The sequence below is a fragment of the Ramlibacter agri genome, from assembly GCF_012927085.1.
Classification (GTDB): Bacteria; Pseudomonadota; Gammaproteobacteria; order Burkholderiales; family Burkholderiaceae_C; genus Ramlibacter; species Ramlibacter agri.
In genome coordinates this window covers 80,570-103,917 of record NZ_JABBFX010000006.1, presented here as the reverse complement: position 1 = coordinate 103,917, position 23,348 = coordinate 80,570, and the positions used below count along the sequence as shown (strand labels likewise).

Below are 23,348 nucleotides of genomic sequence, written 5' to 3'. Positions count from 1 at the left end.
ATCAACGTGCGGCTGCGGCCACCTCCGCCGCGGGCACCGCGACAGCCCGTGCCTTGCCGGGCACCAGCAGCCGCAGCGCATAGATGGCCAGGTACAGCGCGCCGATCGAGAACACGATATCACCCGGCACGCGCAGCCACACCAGCGTTTCCATCACGTGCGAGTGGACGATCTCCGCCGAGCGGGCGTACCACAGGCCTTGCGTGATGCTGGCCCAGGCCTGGTACATGCCGGCGGGCAGCAGCGACAGGAACACCATCATGGCCAGGCCGATATTGAGGCCCCAGTAGGCGGGCTTCAGCAGGCCGTCGGCGTGCAGGTTGCGGGCATACAGCCCACGCAGGCAGAACAGCATCAGGCCGATGCCCAGCATGCCGTAGACACCGAAGAGCGCGGCGTGGCCGTGGGCGGCGGTCATGTTGAGGCCCTGAACGTAGTACAGCGAGGCAGGCGGGTTGATGGCGAAGCCCAGGAGGCCGGCGCCGACGGTGTTCCAGAAGCCCACCGCGACGAAGCACAGCACGGGCCACTTGTAGGCATCGAGCCAGGCGACGCCTTGCGACTTCTTCCAGTTCTGCAGCGCTTCGAGGCCGATCAGCGTGAGCGGCACCACTTCCAGCGCCGAGAACACGGCGCCGACGGCGATCACCGAGGTGGGCGTGCCGGTCCAGTACAGGTGGTGCAGGGTGCCCAGGATGCCGCCGAACAGGAACACGATGGTCTCGGCGATGATGGCGCGGTTGGCGCTGCCGGCGCGGACCAGGCCCAGCTTGACGAACAGCAGCGCGATGACGGCGGTGGCGAACACTTCGAAGAAGCCTTCCACCCACAGGTGCACCAGCCACCAGCGCCAGTATTCGACCATCGAGTAGTGGGTATGCTGGCCCCAGGCGAGCGAGCTGGCGTAGAAGCCGCCGATGCAGGTGGCCGACAGGAACACCATGGCGATCAGGCCGCGGCTTTCCGAAGGCGTCTTCAGCGCGGGCCAGAGGGCGCGGCCGAGGAGCAGGGCCCACAGCAGCAGGCCGATGAACAGCAGGTATTGCCAGACACGGCCCATGCTGGTGTATTCCAGGCCCTGGTTGCCGATCCAGAAGCTGAAGTCGGTGCCTTGCTTCTGCAGGCTGCCGAGCCAGCCGCAGGCGGTCGAACCCACGACGATCAGCAGCAGCGCGTAGAACAGGAAGTCGACGCCCAGCTTCTGGTACTTCGGCTCCTTGCCCCCGAGCAGCGGCGCGATGTAGAGGCCGGTGGCCAGCCAGGCGGTGGCGATCCAGAAGATGCCGACCTGGGTGTGCGCCGTGCGGCTCACCACGTAGGGCAGGAACTCGGCGAGCGGGAAGCCGAAGAACGACTTGCCTTCCACCGCGTAGTGCGCGGTGATGGCGCCCATGCCGATCTGCAGCAGCAGCAGGCCGATGACGACGAAGAAGTACTTGCGGGTGGCCTTCATCGAAGGCGTGGCGGCCGCTCCGATCAGCGGGTCGGCCTTGGGCACCACGGCGTCTTCCTCGTGCTTGCCGGCGCCGTGCAGCCACAGCATGGCGGCGATGGCGGCCAGCAGCAGGATCACCGAAGCCATCGACCACATCGCGGCCGAGGTCGTCATGGTGTTGCCCACCAGCGGCTCGTAAGGCCAGTTGCTGGTGTACGAGAGGCCGGTTTCGCCGGGACGGTCGGTCGCGGCGGCCCAGGCGCTCCAGAAGAAGAACGCGGTCAGCGCTTCACGGTCCGAGGCCTGCACCACTTCGCCGTCGGTCATGGCGTACTGCTCGCGCAGCTTGGCCAGCGCCGGGTCGGTGCCGAACAGGCCGGCGTAGTGGTCCGCGGTCTGCCTGATCGCCTGCGCGCGGACATCGCTCACCGTGACCTTGCCGGTGGCGGCATCGTAGGTGTTGCGGCGCATCTCGTCCTGCACGATGCCTTGCACTGCGCCGCGTTCTGACGGGCTCAGGTTCTTCGCATCGAGCGCGATCGACTTGGCGCGCAACGCCTGCAAGGCCAGCGCTTCGCGGTGCAGCCAGTCAGCCGACCAGTCGGGCGCCACATAGGCGCCGTGGCCCCAGACGCTGCCTTGCTGCTGGCCGCCGGCCGCCAGCCAGACCTGCTGGCCGCGGCCTATCTGTTCGCCCGTGTAGAGCGTCTGCCCGCTGGCGCTGACGACGGCCTGCGGGATGGGCGGGGCAGTCAGGTAGATCTGCCAGCCCAGGTACGACAGGGCGCCGAACGACAGCACGAAGATCAGTGCCAGCCAGCGCCAGAGGGTGTTGTTTGACCTCACGGTAACCTCTTTAAGGTGCATTGTGAATGCACCTAATATCCTGGGTCCAGCCTCATGGGTATTTGACGTGGATCAAGGAAGTGGTCGGCGGCAGGGGAAAGGCGGGGCCGTTGACGTGCGTCAAGCCGGTTCCGGCGGTGGCTCGATAAGGTTGATCCGCGATGCACCTAAAGCATCCGGAGGAAAAAAATGAGAGCCCTGAACCTGGCGCGCACGCTGCTCGTCGCGGCGAGTGCCTGCCTCCCCCTGTTGTCCCTGGCGGCGCCGAAGGCGGCCACCGGCGACTTCGGCCCGCCGCGCGGCGAACCCATTCACGCCGTGCTGACCAGCCCGCCGCACGTGCCGCCGCCCACCAACCGCAACTACCCGGCCAAGGTCATCGTGGACCTGGAGGTGGTCGAGAAGACGATGCAGATCTCCGAAGGCGTGAACTACACCTTCTGGACCTTCGGCGGCAGCGTCCCCGGCAGCTTCATCCGCGTGCGCCAGGGCGACACGGTGGAATTCCACCTGAAGAACCACCCGGGCAGCAAGATGCCCCACAACATCGACCTGCACGGGGTCACCGGCCCCGGCGGCGGCGCCGCGTCCAGCTTCACCGCGCCCGGGCACGAATCGCAGTTCACCTTCAAGGCCCTCAACGAAGGCATCTACGTCTACCACTGCGCCACCGCGCCGGTGGGCATGCACGTGGCCAACGGCATGTACGGCCTGATCCTGGTCGAGCCGCCGCAGGGCCTGCCCAAGGTGGACCGCGAGTACTACGTGATGCAGGGCGACTTCTACACCGCCGGCAAGTACCGCGAGAAGGGCAACCAGGCCTTCGACATGGAGAAGGCGATCGACGAGAAGCCGACCTACGTGCTGTTCAACGGCGCGGAAGGCGCTCTGACCGGCGACAAGGCGATGACCGCGAAGGTCGGCGAGAAGGTGCGCCTCTATGTCGGCAACGGCGGGCCCAACCTGGTGTCCAGCTTCCACGTGATCGGCGCCATCTTCGACCAGGTGCGCTTCGAGGGCGGCACCAACGTGCAGAAGAACGTGCAGACCACGCTGATCCCCGCCGGCGGCGCGGCCATCGCGACCTTCACCGCCAAGGTGCCGGGCAGCTACGTGCTGGTGGACCACTCGATCTTCCGCGCGTTCAACAAGGGCGCGCTGGCCATCCTGAAGATCGAGGGCGACGAGAACAAGGGCATCTATTCGGGCAAGGAACTCGATGCGGTGTACCTGGGCGACCGCGCCGGCCCGAACCTCGCAGCCGTGGCGCAGGCCACCCAGGCGGCCGCGGCCGGCAAGCTGACCGCCGACGAGCAGGCCAAGGCGGGCCAGGCGCTCTTCGCCGGCACCTGCTCGGTGTGCCACCAGGGCAACGGCGCGGGCATGCCGGGTGTGTTCCCGCCGCTGGCCAAGTCGGACTTCCTGGCAGCGGACGTGAAGCGCGCGGTCAACGTGGTGCTGCACGGCCTCTCGGGCAAGGTCACCGTCAACGGCCAGGAATACAACTCGGTGATGCCGCCGATGAACCAGCTGAATGACGACGAGGTCGCCAACATCCTGACCTACGTGCTCAATAGCTGGGGCAATCCGGGCGGGCAGGTGTCCAAGGAGGACGTGAAGGCGCAGCGCGCCGCCAAGCCGCCGGCGCAGAACCAGGCCAAGGAGTGAGGAGAGCGTCGTGAAGGTGCTGCCCGTCCTCGCCCTGCTGGCCGCGCTCGCGGCGCCGGCGCAGGCCGCGAACTACGTGGACCTGCCCGGTGGCCGCTTCGAGAGCGTGCTGCCGCAGGGGGCGGTGCCGACCTTGTCGACGCCAGTGGACGTGCAGCCCTTCGCCATGCGCGCGCTGCCGGTCACGGTGGCGGAGTTCGCCGCCTTCGTGCAGGCGCATCCCGAGTGGCGGCGCGGCGAGGCGCCTTCCGTGCTGGCCGATGCGCGCTACCTGCTGCAGTGGCAGACGCCGGTGGATCCGGGCCTGCGCGCCGACATGCCGGTGACCGAAGTGAGCTGGTTCGCCGCCCGCGCCTTCTGCGAGGAAGAGGGCGGCCGCCTGCCGACCTGGCTGGAATGGGAATACGCTGCCGCGGCCGATGCGAGCCGCGCCGACGCGCGCCGCGACCCGGCCTGGACCCGCCGCATCCTGGGCTGGTACGAGAAGCCGGGCGGCGAAGCACTGGCCAGCGTGGGCGGCGAAGCCAACCTGTGGGGCGTGCGCGACCTGCACGGCCTTGTCTGGGAATGGGTGGACGACTTCAATGCCCTCTTCATCGCCGGCGACAGCCGCACCCAGGGCGACCCGGACCTGCTGAAGTTCTGCGGCGCCGGCGCCATCAACATCATCGATCGCGACAGCTACGCGGTGCTCATGCGCATCGCCTTGCTGTCGTCGCTCAACGCCGCGGACAGCACCAGCACGCTGGGCTTCCGCTGCGTGCGTCCCGCGAAAGGACAATCATGAACACCCTGTATTCACGCCGCGCGGCGCTGCTGTCGCTGGGCGCGCTCGCTGCCTTGCCGGCCTTTGCCACCAACGCACCGGGCGACTCCATCTACCGCCTCGACGCCACGCTCACCGACCAGGACGGCAACGCCTTCCAACTCGCTTCGCTGCAGGGCCTGCCGGTGCTGGCGAGCATGTTCTACACCTCGTGCGACATGGTCTGCCCGATGATCTTCGAGACGGTGCAGGCCACCCTGCGTGCGCTGCCCGCCCCCGAGCGCGCCAATGTACGCGTGCTCATGGTGAGCTTCGACCCCGCGCGCGACACGCCCGCGGTGCTGAAGAAGGCCGCGCAGGCGCATGGCTGCGACGGCCAGTGGGTGCTGGCACGGGCCGAGGAAGCGACCGCGCGCAAGGTGGCCGCCGTGCTGGGCATCCAGTACCGGCGCCTGGCCAACGGCGAGTTCAATCACTCCACGGTGATCAGCCTGCTGGATCGCCAGGGCCGCATTGCCGCGAAGTCCGGCAAGCTGGGTCCGGCGGACCCGGCGCTGGTCGCGGCCGTGCGCAAGACGGTGGCCTGAACGCCATGGCCAAGAAATTCCCGATCCATCCCGCGCACCCGGAGCGCACTTGCTGGGGCTGCGACCGCTACTGCAAGGCCGACGAGATGATCTGCGGCAATGGCACCGAGCGGACGCAGCATCCGATCGAGACTTTCGGGGAAGGGTGGGAGCACCTGGGGTCCGACCCCTTCGTGCCGGTGGACCTCAACGAGGAGCTGCGGGCGTAACCTTGCGCAGCACGAAGTCCTTCCCTTCCTTCGCCCCATCCGCCTTCCACGTCCCGCGGATCTCCTTGCCGCAGGAGCCGTCGACGACTTCGCCGATCCACGCCGCCGTGATGTGCACGCCGTCCGCGGATTCCTCCAGCGTGAAGTCGCCTTCGTCGACGTCGCCGGTCGCCTGGCTCACGCCGCCCGCGCGCTTGACGCCGCCGCGGAAGTTGCCGGCGTAGTCGGGATGCTTCTCCAGCAGCACGATGGTGGTGTCCCACTCGCCGGCGAACTGGGCATGCCACACGCCGAGCATCTGCTCCGTCGTCACTTCCCACGCCTCGGGGCAGGGCGCCTGCGCGCCGGCGGTGCCGGCGCAGGCGAGCAGCAGGAGCGCGAGCAGGCGCCGCATCAAGCCGCCGCGCTGCCGCCCGCAGCAGCAGCCGCCGCCGCGGCTGCCGACTCGGCGCTCTTCTTCGCGAACTCCGCGCGCAGCGCCCTCAGCTTCTCGCGCGGGTCTTCCTTCATGGTCTTCACGTCCAGCGCCATCTCCGCGATGAAGCGGCTGGGCTGCGCGTGCACCATCTCGCGGCCCTTCTTGCGCTTCTTCGGGTAGCTCACCACCAGCGAGCGCTGGGCCCGCGTGATGCCCACGTACATCAGGCGCCGCTCTTCCTGGATGCGCTGCAGCCCGCCTTCGCTGGGTGCCTGGCCGGCCTCGAGCTCTTCCGGCTTGAAGGGCAGCAGCCCCTCCACCACGCCGGCCAGCACCACGTTGGGCCACTCCAGGCCCTTGGAAGCATGCAGCGTGGACAGCGTCACGACGTTCTGGTCCTTCTCGCGCTCGCTGATGGTGGACAGCAGCGCGATGGTCTGCGCCACTTCCAGCAAGGTCTTGGTCTCGGCGACGGTCGTCACGCCGGCGGCGTCGTCGATCTGGCCGCCGCAGCGGCCGGCCATCCACTCGGAGAACTCCAGCACGTTGTTCCAGCGCGCCGCCGCGACCTTCTCGTTGTCCTCGGCGTCGTACAGGTGCTGCTCGTAGCCGATCTCCTTCAGCCATTCCAGCATGAAGCGCTTGGCGTCCTCGGCGCCCACGGTGTGGCGCGCGCGGTATTCGAGGTCGTTGATGTAGCGGCCGAACTCGTGCAGGCTGCCCAGCGCCCGCGCGTTCAGCACGCTGGGCAGCGAGGACGCGAACAGCGCCTCGAACAGCGACAGCTTGTACTGGCTGGCGAACGTGCCCAGTGCGCCCAGCGTCTGGTGGCCGATGCCGCGCTTGGGCGTGGTCACGCAGCGCAGGAAGGCTGGGTCGTCGTTGTTGTTCACCCAGAGCCGCAGCCAGGCGCACAGGTCGCGGATCTCGGCGCGGTCGAAGAAGCTCTGGCCGCCCGACACCTTGTACGGAATCTGCGCGCGGCGCAGCGCCTGTTCCAGCACGCGCGCCTGGTGGTTGGCGCGGTACAGGATGGCGAAGTCCTTCCATTCCTTGTACACGCCGTTGGCGCGGATGGACTGGATGCGCGCCACGGCGCGCTCGGCCTCGTGCTCCTCGTTGTCGCAATCGACCACGCGCACGGGCTCGCCTTCACCGAGTTCGGAGAACAGCGTCTTCGGGAACAGCTTGGGATTGGGCTGGATGACGTTGTTGGCCGCGCGCAGGATGGCGCTGGTGGAGCGGTAGTTCTGCTCCAGCTTGATGACCTTCAGCTCCGGGTAATCCACCGGCAGCTTGCGCAGGTTGTCCAGCGTGGCGCCGCGCCAGCCATAGATGGACTGGTCGTCGTCGCCCACCGCGGTGAAGCGGCCGCGCTCGCCCACCAGCAGCTTCAGCAGCTCGTACTGCGTCGCGTTGGTGTCCTGGTATTCGTCGACCAGCACGTGGCCCAGCGCCTTCTGCCACTTCTCGCGCACTTCGGGGAAATCGCGCAGCAGCTTCAGCGGCATGCCGATCAGGTCGTCGAAGTCCACGCTCTGGTAGGCCTGCAGGCGCTCTTCGTAGCGCTCCATCACCATGGCGGCGACGCGCTCGTTTTCGTCCTTGGCCTGGGCCAGCGCCTGCGCGGCGTTCAGGCCGTTGTTCTTCCACAGGCTGATGGTCCACTGCCACTGGCGCGCGGTGGCGATGTCGGTGGTGCCGCCGGCATCCTTGAGGATGCCCGTGACGTCGTCGGCGTCGAGGATGGAGAACTGCGGCTTCAGCCCCAGCACGTGGCCGTCGCTGCGCATCAGGCGCACGCCGAGCGCGTGGAAGGTGCAGACCAGCACGTCCTTCGCCTCGCGGCCGATCAGGTGCTTGGCGCGCTCGCGCATTTCGGCGGCGGCCTTGTTGGTGAAGGTGATGGCGGCGATGCGCTTGGCCGCCAGGCCGGCCTGGATCAGGCGGCCGATCTTCATCGTGATCACGCGCGTCTTGCCGGAGCCGGCGCCGGCCAGCACCAGGCAAGGCCCATGCAGGTAGTTGACGGCTTCTTGCTGGGCGAAATTCAGGCCGGACATCGATGGGGCGTAGCTGCGGGAGAAACGGGAAGCAGCGGGGGATGATACCGGCGCATCCTTTCACAGGCTGGGACGGGGGCGAGCCGTGGAACGTGTTACAGGGACAATACGCCCCGTGCTTGACATCCTGCTGGTCACCTTCCCCTTCTTCGCGCTGGTGCTCGCCGGCTACGTGGCGGCCCGCCGCCGCATGCTGCCGCTGGAGGCGATCAGCGGCCTGAACACCTTCGTGCTGTTCTTCGCGCTGCCCTGCATGCTGTATCGCTTCGGCGCCGGCACGCCCATCGCGCAGTTGCTGGACCCGTCCGCGCTGCTCACCTGGGTGGTGTGTGCGTTGCTGATGGTCGCCGGAACCGTGAAATTCAGCATGAATGCGCGCATTCGCTGGAACGACGCCTCGTTCGGCGCGCTGGTGGCGGCCTTTCCCAACACCGGCTTCATGGGCGTGCCGCTGCTGGTGGCGCTGCTGGGCGCCGCGGCGGCGGGGCCGGCCATCCTCACCATCCTGATCGACCTGGTGGTCACCAGCTCGCTGTGCATTGCGCTGTCGCGCCTGGACAGCGCGGACGAACACGGCGCGGCCGAAGCGGCGAAGAAGGCGCTGAAGGGCGTCGCGCTGAACCCGATGCCGTGGGCCATCCTGCTGGGTGGGTTGTCGTCGGCGCTGGGCGTGGTGCCGGTGAAGCCCGTGATGAACACCATCGGCCTGCTGGCGGATTCGGCCTCGCCGGTGGCGCTGTTCACCATCGGCGCCGTGCTGGCGCGCTCGCAGTTCCTGGCGGCGCAGGAGGAGCACGCGCCGCTGCCGCTGCGCGACTTCGTGCCGGTGTCGCTGGCCAAGCTGCTGGTGCACCCGCTGCTGGTGTGGGGCGTGGGCCTGGGCGCGCGGGCGCTGGGGCTGGGCCTCGATGCCTTCACCTTGAAGGTGATGGTGCTGGTGGCGGCGCTCCCGAGCGCCAGCAACGTGTCGTTGCTGGCCGAGCGCTTCGGCGCGGACACGGGGCGTATCGCGCGGATCATCCTGCTGACGACGGCGGCGGCCTTCTTCACTTTCTCCGGAGTCGTTGCGCTTTTCTCGTAGGGTGCGCAGCTTCGCTGCGCACCGCGCCCGAATCGTCCTCGCACGGTGCGCAGCAAGCTGCGCACCCTACAAGGCTATATTCGCGGGACAACGATTGGGAGGAATCACACATGTCCGGACTCGGCCTGCTGCGCATCGCCGCGCTCTGCGCCTTCGCCTACGCTGCGCTCTGCATCGCCGGCCTCGTCACCCACTTCCAGCACACCGGCAACTTCGGCGCGCTGCTGCACGGCCTGCTGCGGCCCGAAGTGGGGCTGGTGTTCGCCATCGCGCTGCTGGTGGGCATCGGCGTGTGGGCGCGCTACGCGTGGGCGTGGTGGGTCGGGCTGGCGGCCGCGGTTTTCCAGATCTATCGCATCACCATCGGCTACTGGCACGCCGGGCGCATCCCGCATGCTTTCGCGGTGCTGTTGGCGCTCGCACTCCTGATCGCCTTCCTCGTGCTGGTGCTGCAGCGCAAGGCGCGGCTCGCCTGCAACAGGTGAGTGCGAAAGGCGTTAAGCGCCTGCCCTAACCGTGGCGCGGGCGCTGCAAATGGCGCCCGTTCTTCGCGCAGCCATCGACGCGCCGCCCCTGCTCGCGTAGATTGGCCCGCGACCGCACAACAACGAGGAGAGAGCCCATGGACTCTGGCGGCGGCGATTTCTACGCGCTTTCCGAAGACCAGCTCAAGCGCCTGCTGGCGGGCGAGCTCGATCACGCCCAGTTCCTGGCCGCCGGCGGCAGCGAGCAGCCGCGCGAACGCTTCGCGCAGGCCAATGCCGTCTGGTACGAGCTGAGCCAGGTGCTGCAGGCCGAAGCCGCCTGCGGCAAGGAGCAGACCACCGCCATCCCCGCGATGGCCGGCTACTCGTATGCCGCGCAGGTGCAGGCCACGGCCGGCGAGCTCGCGCAGCTGGCCGAACCCGAGCTGCGCACGCGCTGCGCCGGCGCGCTGATGGAAGCCTCGGTGGACCAGGTGCTGGAGGCGATCCAGGCCTTGACTGGTTTCTACGCCCGTGCCGCAGGCAACAAGGACGCCATCCTGTTTCGCGTCATGTAGATCGGCGCCCTCCGTAGCAGCGGGGCGATGGTGTCCGGCATACAATCCTGTATAAACGTACACCCCTCGCGAGATACGGGCGAAAATTGAACAAGCGACCTTTGAATCGGAAGGAAGCCGGGGCGTACTACACGCCGCCCCAGGTTGCCAGTAGCCTCCTGCGATGGGCTCTGCGGAGTGAGCGCGACCGCTTGCTTGATCCCTCGTGCGGCGATGGTCAGTTCATCGCTGGTCACCCAAACGCTGTTGGCATCGAGCAGGATCCCTACGCCGCGAGGCAGGCAATGGATCGTGCACCTGGCGCGCTGGTGCACGAAGGTGACTTTTTTTCCTGGGCTTCCAACACGTCGGAGCGCTTTGAGTGCGCGGCGGGCAATCCGCCGTTCATTCGCTATCAGACGTTCAAAGGTGAGCTCCGAGACCGGGCGTTGGCCTTTTGCTCTCGACTTGGGGTCCGCTTCAGTGGGCTCGCATCGTCCTGGGCCCCCTTCTTGGTCGCAACGGCAGCCCTGCTGAGACGGGGGGGGCGGATGGCATTCGTTGTTCCAGCGGAAATCGGCCATGCTCCCTATTCGGCTCCCCTGCTTGAATATCTGCTCGCCAACTTCGCGGTTGTGCACATCGTTGCAATACGAGAGAAGCTCTTCCCAGAGCTTTCGGAAGATTGCTGGCTGATGTACGCCGAGGGGCATGGAGCATCGACAAACGAGATCCGCTTCACTGCATTGGATGCATTCAGTGAGATGTCTGCTCCTCCGCGACAATTCCAAAACATCCCGGCGGACGTATGGCGCACCACGTGGAAGAGGCGCCTTCGACCGTTTCTCATGACCAGCGAAGCTCGGTTGCTCTATCAGGAGATAGTTGAACACCGAGGAACACACCGGTTTGGGGAGCTTGCGACGATTGGGATCGGGTACGTGACCGGAGCCAACGATTTCTTTCATCTGCGCCCATCGGATGCGCATCAGTGGCGGATACCTAAGGATTTTCTTAGACCAACCGTACGTAAGGGCGCGTCTCTACGTGGCGATAGGCTTACGACAGCCGTCGTTGACAAATGGCGCAAGGACGACGAGCAGGTTTTGCTTTTGCACATTCCGAAGCATGAGCGGGTTCCGAGAGCGGTAGAGCGGTACTTGGACACAGAGGCTGGGCAGCTAGCGCGAGAGGCCTATAAGTGTCGCGTGCGCGAACCGTGGTATTCGGTTCCAGACGTGCAAGTCCCGGACTTCTTTCTTTCCTACATGTCTGGCGTACAAGCGAATCTTGTTGTAAACGAAGCGAGTTGTACGTGCAGCAATTCAGTTCATGGTGTGCACCTGAAGCGCAAGGGGGGCGGGGCCACGCTGCTTGAATCCTGGAGCACGGAGTTTGTAAAACTGAGCTCGGAAATTGAAGGCCATCCCCTGGGGGGTGGAATGCTTAAGCTGGAGCCCCGTGAGGCTAAGGAGATCGCCATCCCTTCGAAATCCATACTGCAGCGGATATCAAAGCCTGTTGTCGAGGATGCCCTTTCTACTCTGAGGAAATGGAGGCACTATGACTCGGCGTAGCGACGCGATTCAGACCGAGTTTCGCGTTTGTCGATGGGTCAATCTTCGAGAGGCGCTCCATCACTTCGGGACTTATGCAGGAGGCATTCAAGGCCAGCAGCACATCAAGCCTCTCCACTGGTACGTAGCATGCCGGCTGGTCCTGGAAGGCGGATTCCATCCCGACGACATCACGCCACGGCCTCCGTTTCGGGTGAAAAGCAGAGGTGGAAGGTTCATTCTTGAGTTCGACCCAGCTGCTGCCGGAGGTGGCGAGCGTACGGTCTTGGGCGGCATGAAGACGAAAAACGTGGATGTGGTTGTGACCAAGAACGGCATAGGTCCAGTCCTCGCAGTCTCGTGCAAGGGCATGACTGGGGCATTCCGAAATCTCACAAACCGGATGGAAGAAACGATTGGGGAGTGCACGAACCTCCACATCACGTACCCGGCCATGGTCTTCGGGTACCTGTTCGTCCTTCGCGCGAACCGTCAGGCAGAAGCTGCTGCGGCATTGTTGCCCAGCGAACATGCCGAGCCTGCACGTCAGCTTGCGGCCAACGATATCGCCGTAACGTCGGGTGGAGAGACGGTTGAATCGATCATTCGATTCCATTCAGCGTTGCGTGAACTTACAGGCAGGAGAGGTATCCGCGATGATGTCAGTCGGTATGAGGCTGTTGCACTTGGAATGGTCGAGGCCGTTGGCAAGGATGCGGGCAATGTATTGGCTGGTTTCCCGCCGGTAGATAGTCCGCTTCGCGTCGAAGACTTCTTTCAGACCATGTACCTTCGATACGAAGAGCGATTCTTGTTCGGAGCGCCTGATCTGAAATCGGTGACGACACGTTTGGAGTGGGATCCCGATTCGCCGGCGTTTCACGCCGAGCCTTGGCAGGAGCCTGTTCGTCCGCAACTCGACTACGAAGTTCGCACTGCACAGAGCACTTAATTTTGCGGCGATGTCACATCGTTTGGTTTGGATCGCGGTTGCCATGCTGCTGCCGGCCTGCGTCTATGTGCCGGTGGCGGTGGACACGTACGACTACGAGTGCCGCACGGTGGCGCGCCAGTACACCCTGCAGCCGGTGCAGATCGCGGCCATCCAGGGCTGCGCCAACAGCGGCTGCGCCGCGCTGATGGCCGCCGCGGGCATCACGGCCGCCGGCAGCCTGGTGATTTCCGGCAGCGTCGCGATCGTCGGCAACGTGGTCTACTGGCTGGAGAAACAGGGGCGCTGCCTGCGCGGTTGAAGCCGGGCCGCCCACCCGGAGGCGAGCATGGGCAAGGCAAGGCTGGAAGCGTTCAGCGATGGCGTGATCGCCATCATCATCACGATCATGGTGCTGGAGTTGAAGGTGCCGCACGGCGATTCGCTCCAGGAGCTGGCGCCGCTGGTGCCGGTGTTCCTCAGCTACGTGCTCAGCTTCCTGTACGTCGGCATCTACTGGAACAACCACCACCACATGCTGCATGCGGCGCGCACCGTGAATGGCGGCGTGCTGTGGGCCAACCTCCACCTGCTGTTCTGGCTGTCGCTGTTTCCTTTCGCGACCGGCTGGATGGGCGAGAACCATTTCACCGCCGTGCCGTCCGCGCTGTACGGCGTGGTGCTGCTGATGGCGGCCATCGCGTACTGGATCCTGCAGCAGGCGATCATCCGGGCCGAGGGCAATGCGTCCGTGCTGCAGCGCGCGGTGGGGCGCGACCTGAAGGGCAAGCTGTCGCCGCTGTTCTACATCGCGGCGATCCTGAGCACCCTGTGGACGCCCTGGGTCAGCGAGGCGCTGTACGTGGCGGTGGCGCTGCTGTGGCTGGTGCCGGACCGGCGCATCGAGACGCTGATCGGGCACGAGCGGCCGCAGTGATCACCAGGCGTCGATCGCCGGCGCGCCCACGGCCGGCGCCACACGCGCCGCGGACAAGCCGCGCACCAGCCAGTCGCGGGTTTCGGCGGGGTCGATGACCGCATCGATTTCCAGGGTTGCCGCCATGTTCGTCGCCTGGCCGGCGGCGTACTGCTTCGCAACCAGTTGCTCGAACAGCGCCTCGCGTTGCGGGCCTTCCGGCAGCGCCTCGAGTTCCCTGCGATAGCCCAGGCGCACCGCGCCTTCCAGGCCCATGCCGCCGAATTCGCCGCTGGGCCAGGCGACCATCGCGTCCGGTTCGTGGAAGCCGCCGGCCGCCATCGCCATCGCGCCCAGGCCATAGCCCTTGCGCAGGACCACGCTGAAGAACGGGACGCGCAGGTGGGCGGCGGCGATGAACATGCGGCTGACGTGCCGCACCTGCGCCTGTTCCTCGATCGCCGGGCCCACCATGAATCCGGGCGTGTCGACGAGGCTCACGATGGGCAGGCCGTGCGCGTTGCACAACTGCATGAAGCGCGCCGCCTTGTCGGCCGCATCGGCATCGATGGCGCCGCCCAGGTGCAGCGGGTTGTTCGCCAGCAAGCCCACGGGCCGGCCTTCGATGCGGCCCAGCGCGGTGTGGATGCCCAGCCCGAAGCCGCTGCGCAGATGCAACAGCGATCCGGCATCGACGATGCCTTCCAGCGCGGCGCGGCTGTCGTACACGCGCAGCCGGTTTTCCGGCACCACGTTGCGCAGCGCCAGTGGATCCGGCGGCTCGAAGAAGGGCACCTCGCCCTGGAAGAAGGCGAGGTAGCGGCGCGCAGCGGCAACGGCTTCTGCCTCGTCCTGCACCAGCACGTCGATGACGCCGTTGCCATGCTGCACGCCTGCCGGGCCGATCTGCTCCGGCTGGAACACGCCGAGGCCGCCGCCTTCCACCATCGCCGGGCCGCCCATGCCGATGTTGCTGTCCCGGGTGGCGATGATCACGTCGCAGCATCCCAGCAGCGCCGCATTGCCGGCAAAGCAACGGCCGGCCGCAATGCCGATCACCGGCACCTGGCCGTTCAGCCGCGCGAAGCTGGCGAAGGTGGGCACGTGCAGGCCGGCGACGATGGGCATGTCGGTGTCGCCCGGCCGGCCGCCGCCGCCCTCGGCGAACAGCACCACCGGCAGGCGGTTCTTCAGCGCCACGCCCAGCATGCGGTCGGTTTTCTGGTGGTTGCGAAAGCCCTGGGTGCCGGCGAGCACCGTGGCGTCGTAGGCCAGGACGACGGCGCGCGAGCGCTCCGGCGGGAACAGCTCGCCGTTGATGCTGCCGACGCCCGTGACCATGCCGTCGGCGGGCGTGTTGCGCTGCAGGTCGTCCTCGCTGCGCCGGCTGCGCTGCGCGGCGACGGCCAGCGTGCCGTATTCGCTGAAGGAGCCGGCGTCGCACAGGTCGGCGATGTTTTCGCGGGCGCTGCGCAGGCCCAGCGCATGGCGCCTGGCGATGGCTTGCGGGCGCGCGGCGTCCTGAGTCAGGGCGTGGCGGTCGAGGACGCGTTGCAGGTCGGGGCGGATAGCGCTGGCCGCAACTTGCGCTGCCGGCTTCGACCCGTTGTCGCCTTCAACGGCCGCAAGCTCCAGCGTCGCCAGCAAGTCCCGCTCACCGACCGTCTCGCCTTCCTCGAAAAAGCGCTCGCGTACGCGCCCTGCGCCCGGGCTGCGCAGCTCGTGCTCCATCTTCATCGCTTCCAGGATGACGAGCACGTCGCCGGTGCGCACGGTGGCGCCGGGCGCCACCAGCCACTGGACGACCTGGGCTTGCAGGGGAGAGCGCAGTTCGGTCATGCGCGGCATCGTAAGGCAGCGTCCCCGGATGCAGAATCGCCTGCATGACAACGCTCGCTCCCCTGGTCGAGACCACCCGCGGCGACACGCGCGAGAACCTGCACTTCGGCGCCGTCGCCGTCAGCGACGCCGCCGGCCAGGTGCTGGCGAGCGCCGGTGACCCGCACTGGCTCACCTTCACGCGTTCGACGCTCAAGCCGCTTCAGGCGCTGCCCTTCCTGGAGGGCGGCGGCGTGCAGCATTTCGGCTTCACGCCGGCCAACCTGGCGCTGCTGTGCGCCAGCCACAGCGGCGAGCCGATGCACGTGGCGCAGGTGGACAACATCCTGGCCAAGACCGGCGTCGGCTACCAGCGGCTGCAATGCGGCTGCCACTTGCCCTTCTACGCCGAGCTGGGCGCGTGGCCGCCGCCCGCGCCGGGCAGCTACGACGAGCGCAACCACAACTGCAGCGGCAAGCACAGCGGCTTCCTCGCGTACTGCGTGCAGCATGGCGCGGCGCTGGAGAGCTACCTGCAGCCGGCGCATCCGCTGCAGCGCGCCGTCCGCCGGCAGGTGGCTGCGGTGGCCGGCCTGGACGAAGCGCAGCTGGCCATGGCATCGACGGCTGCTCCGCGCCCAACTACGCCCTGCCGCTGTCCCGCCTGGCGCGGGCCTTCGCCCGCATCGCCAGTGGCAAGGCCGACGCCCAGTTCGGCGCCAGCTTCCAGCAGGTCGCCGATGCGATGACGGCGCATCCGGAACTGGTTTCCGGGACCGGCCGCAACGACCTCGCCTTCATGCAGGCCGGCCGCGGCGACTGGGTCACGAAGGCGGGCGCCGATGGCGTCCAGGTGGTGGCCAGCCGCAGCCGCGGCGAAGCGCTGGCGGTGAAGGTCAGCGACGGCAGCAAGCCGGCGGTCTACGCCGCGACCGTGGAAGCGCTGGACCAGCTGGGCTGGCTGGACGCAGCACAGCGCGAGGCGCTGCGGCCCTGGCGCGGCGAAGTCATCGCCAGCATCCAGGGCGTGCCGGTGGGCGCGCGCCGCCCGCTCTTCCGGCTGGCCGGCTCCCGGCTTCGGTGACTGCCTGCAACGCTTCCAACCCGGATCCCGGCTCCTTGCCGCAAAATGACCCGCATTCGCGGCCGACCTGGAGCGAGGACCGGATGAAAACTGTGAGCCTGATCGGTGCGCCCACGGACGTGGGCGCGAGCGTGCGCGGGGCCGGCATGGGCCCGGACGCGCTGCGCGTGGCCGGCATCGGCGATGCCCTGCGCGGCCATCGCATCGAGATCATCGACCGCGGCAACCTGTCCGGGCCGCCCAATCCCTGGTCCTCGCCGCAGAGCGGCATCCGGCACCTGCCGGAAGTGGTGGCCTGGAACCGCGCCGTGTTCGACGCGGTCTCCACCGACCTCGCCATGGGCCACGTCCCGGTGCTGATGGGCGGCGACCACTGCCTGGCCATCGGCTCCATCAGCGCGGTGGCGCGGCAGTGCCGGCAGCAGCACAAGAACCTGCGCGTCGTCTGGCTGGACGCGCACACCGACGTCAACACCGAAAGCATCAGCCCCAGCGGCAACATCCATGGCATGCCGGTGGCCGCCCTGCTGGGGCACGGGCCGGCCGACCTGGTGGGCTGGAGCGGCGAACGCGCCGCGTTGACGCCGGACAACATCGACTTCATCGGCATCCGCAGCGTCGATGCCGAGGAGAAGCAGGCGATCCGCCAGCTCGGGCTGCAGGTGTTCGACATGCGCCACATCGACGAACACGGCATGCGCTACACCATGACCGAGGTGCTGCAGGACGTGGACGAGGACACCCACCTGCATGTGAGCTTCGACCTGGATTGCCTGGACCCGATGGAGGCGCCCGGCGTCGGCACCGGCGTGCGCGGCGGCCCGACCTACCGCGAGATGCAGCTTTGCATGGAGATGATCGCCGACACCGGCCGCCTCGGCTCGCTGGACGTCGTCGAGATCAATCCGGCGCTGGACGTGCGCAACCGCACCGCAGAACTGGCCGTGGAATTCATCCAGAGCCTCTTTGGCGCTTCGACACTGGCAAGATAGGAGCCGATGAACGGCGCCTCCTCCACCCCTGAAACCGAGCGCCTGGAGGCGCTGCACCGGCTGGGCGTCCTGGACACGCCGGCCGAAGCCCTGCTGGACACGCTGGTGCGCAGTGCCGCGGCCGCCTGCGGCACGCCCATGGCACTGATCGGCCTGATGGATCGCGACCGCCTCTGGATCAAGGCGCAGGTCGGCCTGCCGGGCCTGTCCGAGCTGCCGCGCGAAGCCACCTTCTGCGACCTGGTGCTGGGCTCCGGCGCCACCGTGGAAATCGCCGACGCCCGCCAGGACCCGCGCGTGCAGGCCAAGGCCTGCGTCACCGGGCCGCCGCACGTCGTCTTCTACGCTGGGGTGCCGCTGCGCACGCCGGGCGGCCACGCGATCGGCACCTTGGCCGTGCTGGACCAGCAGCCGCGGACGGCGCTGGCGCCCGCCCAGCGCGCCGCCCTGGAGGAACTCGGGCGCGCCGTCGTGCAGGCCTTGCTGCTGCGGCAGGCGGCGCACCGCACGGTTCAGGCGTCCAGCGAGCAGATGTTCCGCCAGATGTCGGAAGCCTGCCCGGTGGGCATCTTCCACAACGACGCGCGGGGCGGCTGCACCTACGTCAACCCCGAGTGGCAAGCCATCTTCGGCATGCCCTTCGAACAGGCGCTGGGCGAGGGCTGGACGCGGGCCATCCATCCCGACGACCTGCCGGCCGTGCTGGCGAAGTGGGACGAGGCGACGGCGCGCGGCGAGGTGTTCGACATGAATTTCCGCGTGCTGCGCCCGGATGGCCAGGTGCGGCACGTCTGGGCGCACGCGCGCAGCATCACGTTGCCGGACGGCTCGCGCGCAGCCTTCGTCGGCACCATCAGCGACGTCAGCAAGCAGGTTGCGCAGGAGCAGCAACTGCGCGCCAGCAACACCTTCCTGGCGCGCGCCGAGGAGATCGCCGGCGTCGGCGGCTGGCGCATGGACCTGCGCACGCGCGAAATCCTGTGGACCCGGCAGGTGCGCCGCATCTACGAGCTGCCGCCCGAGTACGAGCCGCGCGGCGACGAGCACAAGCGCTTCTTCTCGGACGGGGCCCAGGCCGTGATCCGCGACACGGCCAGGGAGTGCATCGCGAGCGGACGGCCGTGGGACGTGCTGTTGCCGATGGTGACGGCGCAGGGCCACCCGCGCTGGGTCCGTTCCATCGGCCAGGTGGAGATGGAGGGCGGCCAGCCGGTGGCGCTGGTCGGCGCGCTGCAGGACGTGTCGGACACGCACGAGGCGCGCACCGCGCTGCTCGAAAGCCAGGAGCGCCTGCGCCGCGCGCTGGAAGGCTCCAGCCTCGCGTTGTGGGACCTGGACGTCGGCGCCGGCACGCTCTATCTCTCCGAGACCTGGAGCCTGATGCTGGGCGGCGAGCCCGTGGAGACGCGTCTGCGCGCCGGCGACCTGCTGAAGATGGTGCCGGTCGAGGAGCTGCCGCGCATCCAGGCGGCGCTGGAGCCGGTGCTGGAAGGCCGCTCGCCGCGCTACATGGTGCAGCACCAGGTCAGGCGCGTCGACGGCAGCCTGATGTGGATCCACAGCGAAGGCCGGGTGGCCGAAAAGGACCCGCAGGGCCTGCCGCTGCGCATGATCGGCACCAACCGCGACATCACGGTCATCAAGCGCACCGAGCAGGAGCTGCGCATCGCGCGCGACGCCGCGGACGCGGCCAGCCGCGCCAAGAGCGTGTTCCTGGCGACCATGAGCCACGAGATCCGCACGCCGCTGAACGGCATCATCGGCATGACGAAGCTGCTGCTGGACGAGCCGCTGTCGACGGAAGTGCGGCGGCACGCGGACCTGATCGACCGCAGCGCGCATTCGCTGCTGGCGCTGGTGAACGACATCCTGGACGTCTCCAAGATCGAGGCCGGGCAGATGGAGATCGAGGACGTCTCCTTCGACCTGCTCGAACTGCTGGAGGACCTGGCCTCGCTGTACCGGCTGCGCGCCAGCGAGAAGAGCCTGCTGTTCCGCCTGCGCATCGACCCCGAGGTCCCGCGCCACGTGCGCGGCGACCAGACGCGCATCCGCCAGGTGCTGGTCAACCTGCTGGGCAACGCGCTGAAGTTCACGCAGGCCGGCTGGATCGGCATGGACGTGCAGGGCCGCACGGACCACGAGCAATGCACGCTGCAGGTCACGGTGGCCGACACCGGCATCGGCATCCCGGTGGAAGTGCAGCCGCAGCTGTTCACGCGCTTCATGCAGGCCGACAGCTCCACCTCGCGCAAGTACGGCGGCACCGGCCTGGGCCTGTCGATCGTGCGGCAGCTGGTGGAATTGATGGGCGGCACGGTGGACTTCCACAGCGCTCCGGGGCAGGGCTCGCGCTTCACGGTGAAGGTGCCGGTGACCTGCAGCGAGCAGGCGCTGCCCACCTCGAGCTGGCAGGACCTGCCGCGGCCTTCGCGCAGCACGCGGGTGCTGGTGGCCGAGGACAACCCGACCAACCAGGTGGTCGCCTTCGGCATGCTGCACAAGCTGGGCTACGACGACGTCAGCGTCGCCAGCGACGGCCTGCAGGCCGTGGAGATGGCCGCGGGCGATGGCTTCGACGTGATCCTGATGGACTGCCAGATGCCGGAGATGGATGGCTACGAGGCGACGCGCCGGCTGCGCGCGCTCGGCTCGAGGGCGACCATCATCGCGATGACGGCCAATGCGATCAAGGGCGACCGCGAGCGCTGCATCGAAGCCGGCATGAACGACTACCTCACCAAGCCGATCGACCTCAAGCTGCTGGGGCAGGTGCTGGGGCGCTGGGCGCCGCCGGGCGAGGGCTCGCCTTCGCAGATGGGCGACCTGCCGGCCTTCGGCCGCGATTCGATGCGTTCGCGCTTCGGCGGCGACGTCGAGCTCGAACAGGTGGCGCTGGCTTCCTTCCAGGCCGCCACGCCGCCGCTGCTGGCCAAGCTGCGCGCGGCGCTCACCGCCGGCAACCGCGCGCAGGTGCAGCTGCTGGCGCACTCGGCCAAGGGCGCGGGCGCGATGATCTGCGCCGAGCGCTATGCCGCCATCGCCGGGGCGATCGAGGAGCGCGCCGGCGCCGCGCCGCTGCCGGTGCTGGAGCAGCTGCACCAGGAGCTGGCGCAGGCCTTCGACGCCTTCCTCGCCTCGCTGTAGCGGCGCGGCTTCAGGCCGCGAGCTGCATCGAGTCTCGCCGTGCGCCGCGCAGGAAATCGACCAGCGCAGTCGCATCCGCCGGCACCGCATCGGAACGCCAGGCCACGTGCTGGTCGTCGCGGCACAGCACCAGCTTGTGGCGATAGGCCGCGGGCACTGCGGCGGCGTCGACGTCGATCACCTGCAGCGGCAGCTTGCGAGCATGTGCGGCTGACAGCAGGGGCTCGACGTCGACGCCCGCATCGAAGCGCAGCAAGGTGTAGCCTTGGCCGAAGGCGTCGTACAGCGAGCGGCCATCGGCCAGCCAGAAGTGCGGCGCGCGGCAGCCGGGCACCGTCGATTCGGTGAAGCCGCCCATGCTGTAGGCCGGCGGCGCCTCGCCGTCGCCGGCGATGATGGGCGAGCCCTGGTAGAAGTAGCCGAAGTTCAGGCCGGCGCAGCAGAACTGCTGCACGTTGAGCTCGTAGGCTTCCTGGCCGATCTCGCGCCGCGCGCGCTCGCCTTCGGCGTCGTCGGCCTCGATGTTGGCCGGCACCGCGCGCCGCGCCTTGATCATCTTGGCCGCATGTTCCATCGCGAAGTGCGAGACCTGCTCGGTGATCGGTTGCCGCTCCGCCTCGTAGGCATCGAGGATGGACTCGTCGGCCCAACCCTGCAGCCGCGCGCCCAGCAGCCAGGAGAGGTTCAGCGCGTCGGCGATGCCTGCGTTCATGCCGTAGCCGGCGTAAGGCACCCACAGGTGCGCGGCGTCGCCGGCGATGAAGACGTTGCGGTCGCGGAAGCGGTTGGCCACGAGGCGGCGGCCGACCCAATCCTCCTTGCTGATCACCTCGTACTGGAAATCGGCGCCCACGCCCAGGATCTGCCTGATCGACCAGTCGCGGTCGATCGAGTCGAACTCCGGCTCGTCCGGGTTCAGGTGGTTGTGCACCAGCCAGGTGGTGCTGCCGTCGATGGCGAACATGGTGCCGCAGCGCCGCGGGTTCACCGAGTAGTAGGACCAGGCCGGCGGGCCGGGGATCAGCGCGCGCAGCTGCGGCGCGCGGATGTAGGTGGACTGCACGCGCTGTATCACCGGCGTGCCTTCCAGCTTGGCGCCGATCGCCTTGCGCACCGTCGAACTGCCGCCGTCGCAGCCCACCAGGTAGCGCGCGCGGATGCGCCGCTCCTGGCGCGTGTCCAGGTCCAGCGCCACCGCTTCCACGCCGCCGTTCGCCTGCGTGAAGGACGTGACCTGGGTGCGATTGAGCAAGCTCACGCCGGGCAACGCCGCCGTGTGCTCCAGCAGGATCGGCTCCAGGAAGATCTGGTTGATGCGGTGCGGCGGCTCCGGCGTCGGCCACCAGGTGTCAGGGCCTTCCTTCGAGACGTAGCGCTCGGCGCGGCCCGGGATCGGGATGCGCGTGAGCTCGGCGCCGCAGACGCTGGTGCGGAACACCACGTCGTTCGGGTGGTCCGCCGGCAGGCCGGCATCGCGCAGCTTCTGCGCCACGCCCAGCCGGCGGAAGCGCTCCATCGTGCGGGCGGCAACGTGGTTGCACTTGACGTTCGGCGGCTCGGCGTAGCGGCGGATCTCGGCGACCACCACCTTCGCGCCGCGCGCCACCAGGTCCATCGCCAAGGTCAGGCCCACGGGGCCGGCGCCGACGACGAGGACATCGCATTCCAGGTCCTGCATGTTCTTCAATCCAGCTTGATGTTGCCCTGCTTGATCACGCGCGCCCACTTGGCCGTTTCCGACTGGATGTAGGCGCCGAAGGCTTCCGGCTTGCCCGGCTCGGGTTCCACGCCCAGCTCGCGCATGCGTTCCTGGATGACGGGATCGGACAGCGCGTTGTTCAGCGCCGCGTTCACTTTCGCGATGGCTTGCGGCGGCGTGCCGGCGGGTGCGACCACGCCGAACCAGCCGGTGGAGTCGTAGCCGCCCAGGCCCGCTTCTTCCATCGTGGGGACGTCGGGCAGTTGCGGCAGCCGCTTCGGGCTGGTGACCGCATAGGCGACCAGCTTGCCGGCCTTGATCTGCTGCAGCGAAGCCGGCAGGTCCACCATCGCCAGCTGCACCTGGCCGCTCAGCGCGTCCAGCGCCGCCGGGCCCGAGCCCTTGTACGGCACTTCGACCACCTTGACGCCGGCCAGCTGCGCGAACAGCGCCGTCGACAGGTGCATGGCCGTGCCGTTGCCGCCGTGCGCCACCGAGAACTTGCCGGGCTGCGCCTTGGCCAGCGCGATCAGCTCCTTCGCGTTCTTCGCCGGCACCGCGGGGTTGCCCACCAGCACGAAGGGAATGCCCGCCAGCATGCCGACCGGGCGGAAGTCCTTCTGCACGTCGAAGGGCATTTGCGCATAGAGGCTGCTGTTGGCGGACAGCGCGCCAGCCGCGCCCACGCCCAATGTGTAGCCGTCGGCCGGCGCCTTGGCGACCAGGCTCAGGCCGATGTTGCCGCCGGCGCCCGGCTTGTTGTCCACGATGACGGCCTGGCCCAGCTTCTCGTTGAGGCGCGGCACCAGCATGCGCACCACGGCGTCGGCGCTGCCGCCGGGCGGGAAGGTCACCACCAGCCGGATCGGCTGGCGCGGGTAGTCGGTCTGCGCGCTGGCGCCGGCGGCACAGGCGGCCACCAGCAGCGCGAGGGCGGCGCGGGCGATTCTTTGCATCGGTTTGTCTCCTTGTCGCCCCATTGGACCGTGGAAGCATTCATTCGTAAATCGAAGATTTTTTGCGCACTTATGATGGCGCTTCATGAATGCCCGTCCGCACTTCACGCCCAGCGTGCGTCAGCTGCGCGCCTTCCGCGCGTCTACCAGCTGCG

19 protein-coding genes and 1 pseudogene are annotated in these 23,348 nt (G+C 68.1%); 14 read left to right on the top strand and 6 right to left on the bottom strand.

From position 1 onward, the window contains the following. Nucleotide 1 precedes the first annotated feature (1 nt). On the bottom strand, nucleotides 2-2,281 hold the full coding sequence (locus HHL11_RS33265; RefSeq protein ID WP_169422940.1) for a cbb3-type cytochrome c oxidase subunit I: 2,280 nt from the start codon (nucleotides 2,279-2,281) through the stop codon (nucleotides 2-4). 189 nt (nucleotides 2,282-2,470) lie between these two features. On the opposite strand from HHL11_RS33265, the gene nirK reads away from it, so the two are divergent. Genes nirK through HHL11_RS33245 form a run of 4 tightly spaced genes read left to right on the top strand, consistent with a single transcriptional unit; the run spans nucleotide 2,471 to nucleotide 5,511 of the window. After that, a complete protein-coding gene (nirK, locus tag HHL11_RS33260; protein WP_169422939.1) occupies nucleotides 2,471-3,949 on the top strand; it encodes a copper-containing nitrite reductase in 1,479 nt (492 codons plus the stop codon). Nucleotides 3,950-3,959: 10 nt separating this feature from the next. Then, nucleotides 3,960-4,736, top strand: coding sequence for an SUMF1/EgtB/PvdO family nonheme iron enzyme (locus HHL11_RS33255; RefSeq protein ID WP_169422938.1), 777 nt, complete (start codon nucleotides 3,960-3,962; stop codon nucleotides 4,734-4,736). Then, the gene (locus HHL11_RS33250; RefSeq protein ID WP_169422937.1) at nucleotides 4,733-5,302 is read left to right on the top strand and encodes an SCO family protein; all 570 of its coding nucleotides are present in this window, start codon (nucleotides 4,733-4,735) and stop codon (nucleotides 5,300-5,302) included. Before HHL11_RS33255 ends, HHL11_RS33250 begins: the two co-directional genes overlap by 4 nt. Nucleotides 5,303-5,307: 5 nt before the next feature. Continuing rightward, nucleotides 5,308-5,511, top strand: a complete 204-nt coding sequence (locus HHL11_RS33245) for a DUF3079 domain-containing protein (protein ID WP_169422936.1) — start codon at nucleotides 5,308-5,310, stop codon at nucleotides 5,509-5,511. Here HHL11_RS33245 and HHL11_RS33240 read toward each other — a convergent pair. Further along, nucleotides 5,489-5,905, bottom strand: a complete 417-nt coding sequence (locus HHL11_RS33240; RefSeq protein WP_169422935.1) for a hypothetical protein — start codon at nucleotides 5,903-5,905, stop codon at nucleotides 5,489-5,491. The two genes, HHL11_RS33245 and HHL11_RS33240, sit on opposite strands and share 23 nt — an antisense overlap. Continuing rightward, nucleotides 5,905-7,992, bottom strand: coding sequence for an ATP-dependent helicase (locus tag HHL11_RS33235; RefSeq protein ID WP_169422934.1), 2,088 nt, complete (start codon nucleotides 7,990-7,992; stop codon nucleotides 5,905-5,907). Before HHL11_RS33235 ends, HHL11_RS33240 begins: the two co-directional genes overlap by 1 nt. A gap of 115 nt (nucleotides 7,993-8,107) precedes the next feature. On the opposite strand from HHL11_RS33235, the gene HHL11_RS33230 reads away from it, so the two are divergent. From HHL11_RS33230 to HHL11_RS33200, 7 genes are all read left to right on the top strand, one after another. After that, nucleotides 8,108-9,073, top strand: coding sequence for an AEC family transporter (locus HHL11_RS33230; protein ID WP_169422933.1), 966 nt, complete (start codon nucleotides 8,108-8,110; stop codon nucleotides 9,071-9,073). A 110-nt stretch (nucleotides 9,074-9,183) separates the two neighbouring features. Continuing rightward, on the top strand, nucleotides 9,184-9,558 hold the full coding sequence (locus HHL11_RS33225; protein WP_169422932.1) for a hypothetical protein: 375 nt from the start codon (nucleotides 9,184-9,186) through the stop codon (nucleotides 9,556-9,558). Between the two features lie 137 nt (nucleotides 9,559-9,695). Next, on the top strand, nucleotides 9,696-10,115 hold the full coding sequence (locus tag HHL11_RS33220; RefSeq protein ID WP_169422931.1) for a hypothetical protein: 420 nt from the start codon (nucleotides 9,696-9,698) through the stop codon (nucleotides 10,113-10,115). A 191-nt stretch (nucleotides 10,116-10,306) separates the two neighbouring features. Further along, the gene (locus HHL11_RS33215) at nucleotides 10,307-11,671 is read left to right on the top strand and encodes an Eco57I restriction-modification methylase domain-containing protein (protein WP_205964812.1); all 1,365 of its coding nucleotides are present in this window, start codon (nucleotides 10,307-10,309) and stop codon (nucleotides 11,669-11,671) included. A gap of 274 nt (nucleotides 11,672-11,945) precedes the next feature. Continuing rightward, a complete protein-coding gene (locus HHL11_RS33210) occupies nucleotides 11,946-12,602 on the top strand; it encodes a hypothetical protein (protein ID WP_169422930.1) in 657 nt (218 codons plus the stop codon). Nucleotides 12,603-12,645: 43 nt separating this feature from the next. Then, nucleotides 12,646-12,903, top strand: coding sequence for a hypothetical protein (locus HHL11_RS33205; RefSeq protein ID WP_169422929.1), 258 nt, complete (start codon nucleotides 12,646-12,648; stop codon nucleotides 12,901-12,903). A 27-nt stretch (nucleotides 12,904-12,930) separates the two neighbouring features. Continuing rightward, a complete protein-coding gene (locus HHL11_RS33200) occupies nucleotides 12,931-13,518 on the top strand; it encodes a TMEM175 family protein (RefSeq protein WP_169422928.1) in 588 nt (195 codons plus the stop codon). On the opposite strand, the gene HHL11_RS33195 is transcribed toward HHL11_RS33200, so the two are convergent. Beyond that, nucleotides 13,519-15,387 (bottom strand): carboxyl transferase domain-containing protein, encoded by a 1,869-nt coding sequence (locus HHL11_RS33195; protein WP_425355236.1) that lies wholly within the window; start codon nucleotides 15,385-15,387, stop codon nucleotides 13,519-13,521. Between HHL11_RS33195 and HHL11_RS33190 the strand changes: the two are divergent. The 3 genes and pseudogenes from HHL11_RS33190 (at nucleotide 15,381) to HHL11_RS33180 (ending at nucleotide 20,538) form a co-directional block, all read left to right on the top strand. Then, nucleotides 15,381-16,399: pseudogene (locus tag HHL11_RS33190) on the top strand (asparaginase). The gene HHL11_RS33195 and the pseudogene HHL11_RS33190 overlap by 7 nt on opposite strands. An 83-nt stretch (nucleotides 16,400-16,482) precedes the next feature. Then, nucleotides 16,483-17,391: an arginase gene (gene rocF, locus HHL11_RS33185; protein ID WP_169422926.1), complete on the top strand. Its 909-nt coding sequence runs from the start codon at nucleotides 16,483-16,485 to the stop codon at nucleotides 17,389-17,391. A 6-nt stretch (nucleotides 17,392-17,397) separates the two neighbouring features. Next, nucleotides 17,398-20,538: a PAS domain-containing protein gene (locus HHL11_RS33180; RefSeq protein WP_169422925.1), complete on the top strand. Its 3,141-nt coding sequence runs from the start codon at nucleotides 17,398-17,400 to the stop codon at nucleotides 20,536-20,538. 10 nt (nucleotides 20,539-20,548) lie between these two features. Here HHL11_RS33180 and HHL11_RS33175 read toward each other — a convergent pair whose 3' ends face one another. Both HHL11_RS33175 and HHL11_RS33170 read right to left on the bottom strand, forming a co-directional pair. Beyond that, nucleotides 20,549-22,216 carry an FAD-dependent oxidoreductase gene (locus tag HHL11_RS33175; RefSeq protein WP_169423018.1) on the bottom strand — a complete coding sequence of 556 codons (1,668 nt, stop codon included), beginning with the start codon at nucleotides 22,214-22,216 and terminating at the stop codon, nucleotides 20,549-20,551. Between the two features lie 5 nt (nucleotides 22,217-22,221). Beyond that, entirely contained in the window at nucleotides 22,222-23,193 is a 972-nt protein-coding gene (locus HHL11_RS33170) for a Bug family tripartite tricarboxylate transporter substrate binding protein (protein ID WP_169422924.1), read from the bottom strand. Nucleotides 23,194-23,348: the final 155 nt, after the last annotated feature.

Bases quoted from the DNA above. Each gene is read 5' to 3' on its own strand.
- nirK (WP_169422939.1), top strand. From the start codon at position 2,471: ATGAGAGCCCTGAACCTGGCGCGCACGCTGCTCGTCGCGGCGAGTGCC.
- HHL11_RS33250 (WP_169422937.1), top strand. From the start codon at position 4,733: ATGAACACCCTGTATTCACGCCGCGCGGCGCTGCTGTCGCTGGGCGCG.
- HHL11_RS33245 (WP_169422936.1), top strand. From the start codon at position 5,308: ATGGCCAAGAAATTCCCGATCCATCCCGCGCACCCGGAGCGCACTTGC.
- HHL11_RS33240 (WP_169422935.1), bottom strand. From the start codon at position 5,905: ATGCGGCGCCTGCTCGCGCTCCTGCTGCTCGCCTGCGCCGGCACCGCC.
- HHL11_RS33235 (WP_169422934.1), bottom strand. From the start codon at position 7,992: ATGTCCGGCCTGAATTTCGCCCAGCAAGAAGCCGTCAACTACCTGCAT.
- HHL11_RS33225 (WP_169422932.1), top strand. From the start codon at position 9,184: ATGTCCGGACTCGGCCTGCTGCGCATCGCCGCGCTCTGCGCCTTCGCC.
- HHL11_RS33220 (WP_169422931.1), top strand. From the start codon at position 9,696: ATGGACTCTGGCGGCGGCGATTTCTACGCGCTTTCCGAAGACCAGCTC.
- HHL11_RS33210 (WP_169422930.1), top strand. From the start codon at position 11,946: ATGAAGACGAAAAACGTGGATGTGGTTGTGACCAAGAACGGCATAGGT.
- HHL11_RS33205 (WP_169422929.1), top strand. From the start codon at position 12,646: ATGCTGCTGCCGGCCTGCGTCTATGTGCCGGTGGCGGTGGACACGTAC.
- HHL11_RS33200 (WP_169422928.1), top strand. From the start codon at position 12,931: ATGGGCAAGGCAAGGCTGGAAGCGTTCAGCGATGGCGTGATCGCCATC.
- rocF (WP_169422926.1), top strand. From the start codon at position 16,483: ATGAAAACTGTGAGCCTGATCGGTGCGCCCACGGACGTGGGCGCGAGC.
- HHL11_RS33180 (WP_169422925.1), top strand. From the start codon at position 17,398: ATGAACGGCGCCTCCTCCACCCCTGAAACCGAGCGCCTGGAGGCGCTG.
- HHL11_RS33175 (WP_169423018.1), bottom strand. From the start codon at position 22,216: ATGCAGGACCTGGAATGCGATGTCCTCGTCGTCGGCGCCGGCCCCGTG.
- HHL11_RS33170 (WP_169422924.1), bottom strand. From the start codon at position 23,193: ATGCAAAGAATCGCCCGCGCCGCCCTCGCGCTGCTGGTGGCCGCCTGT.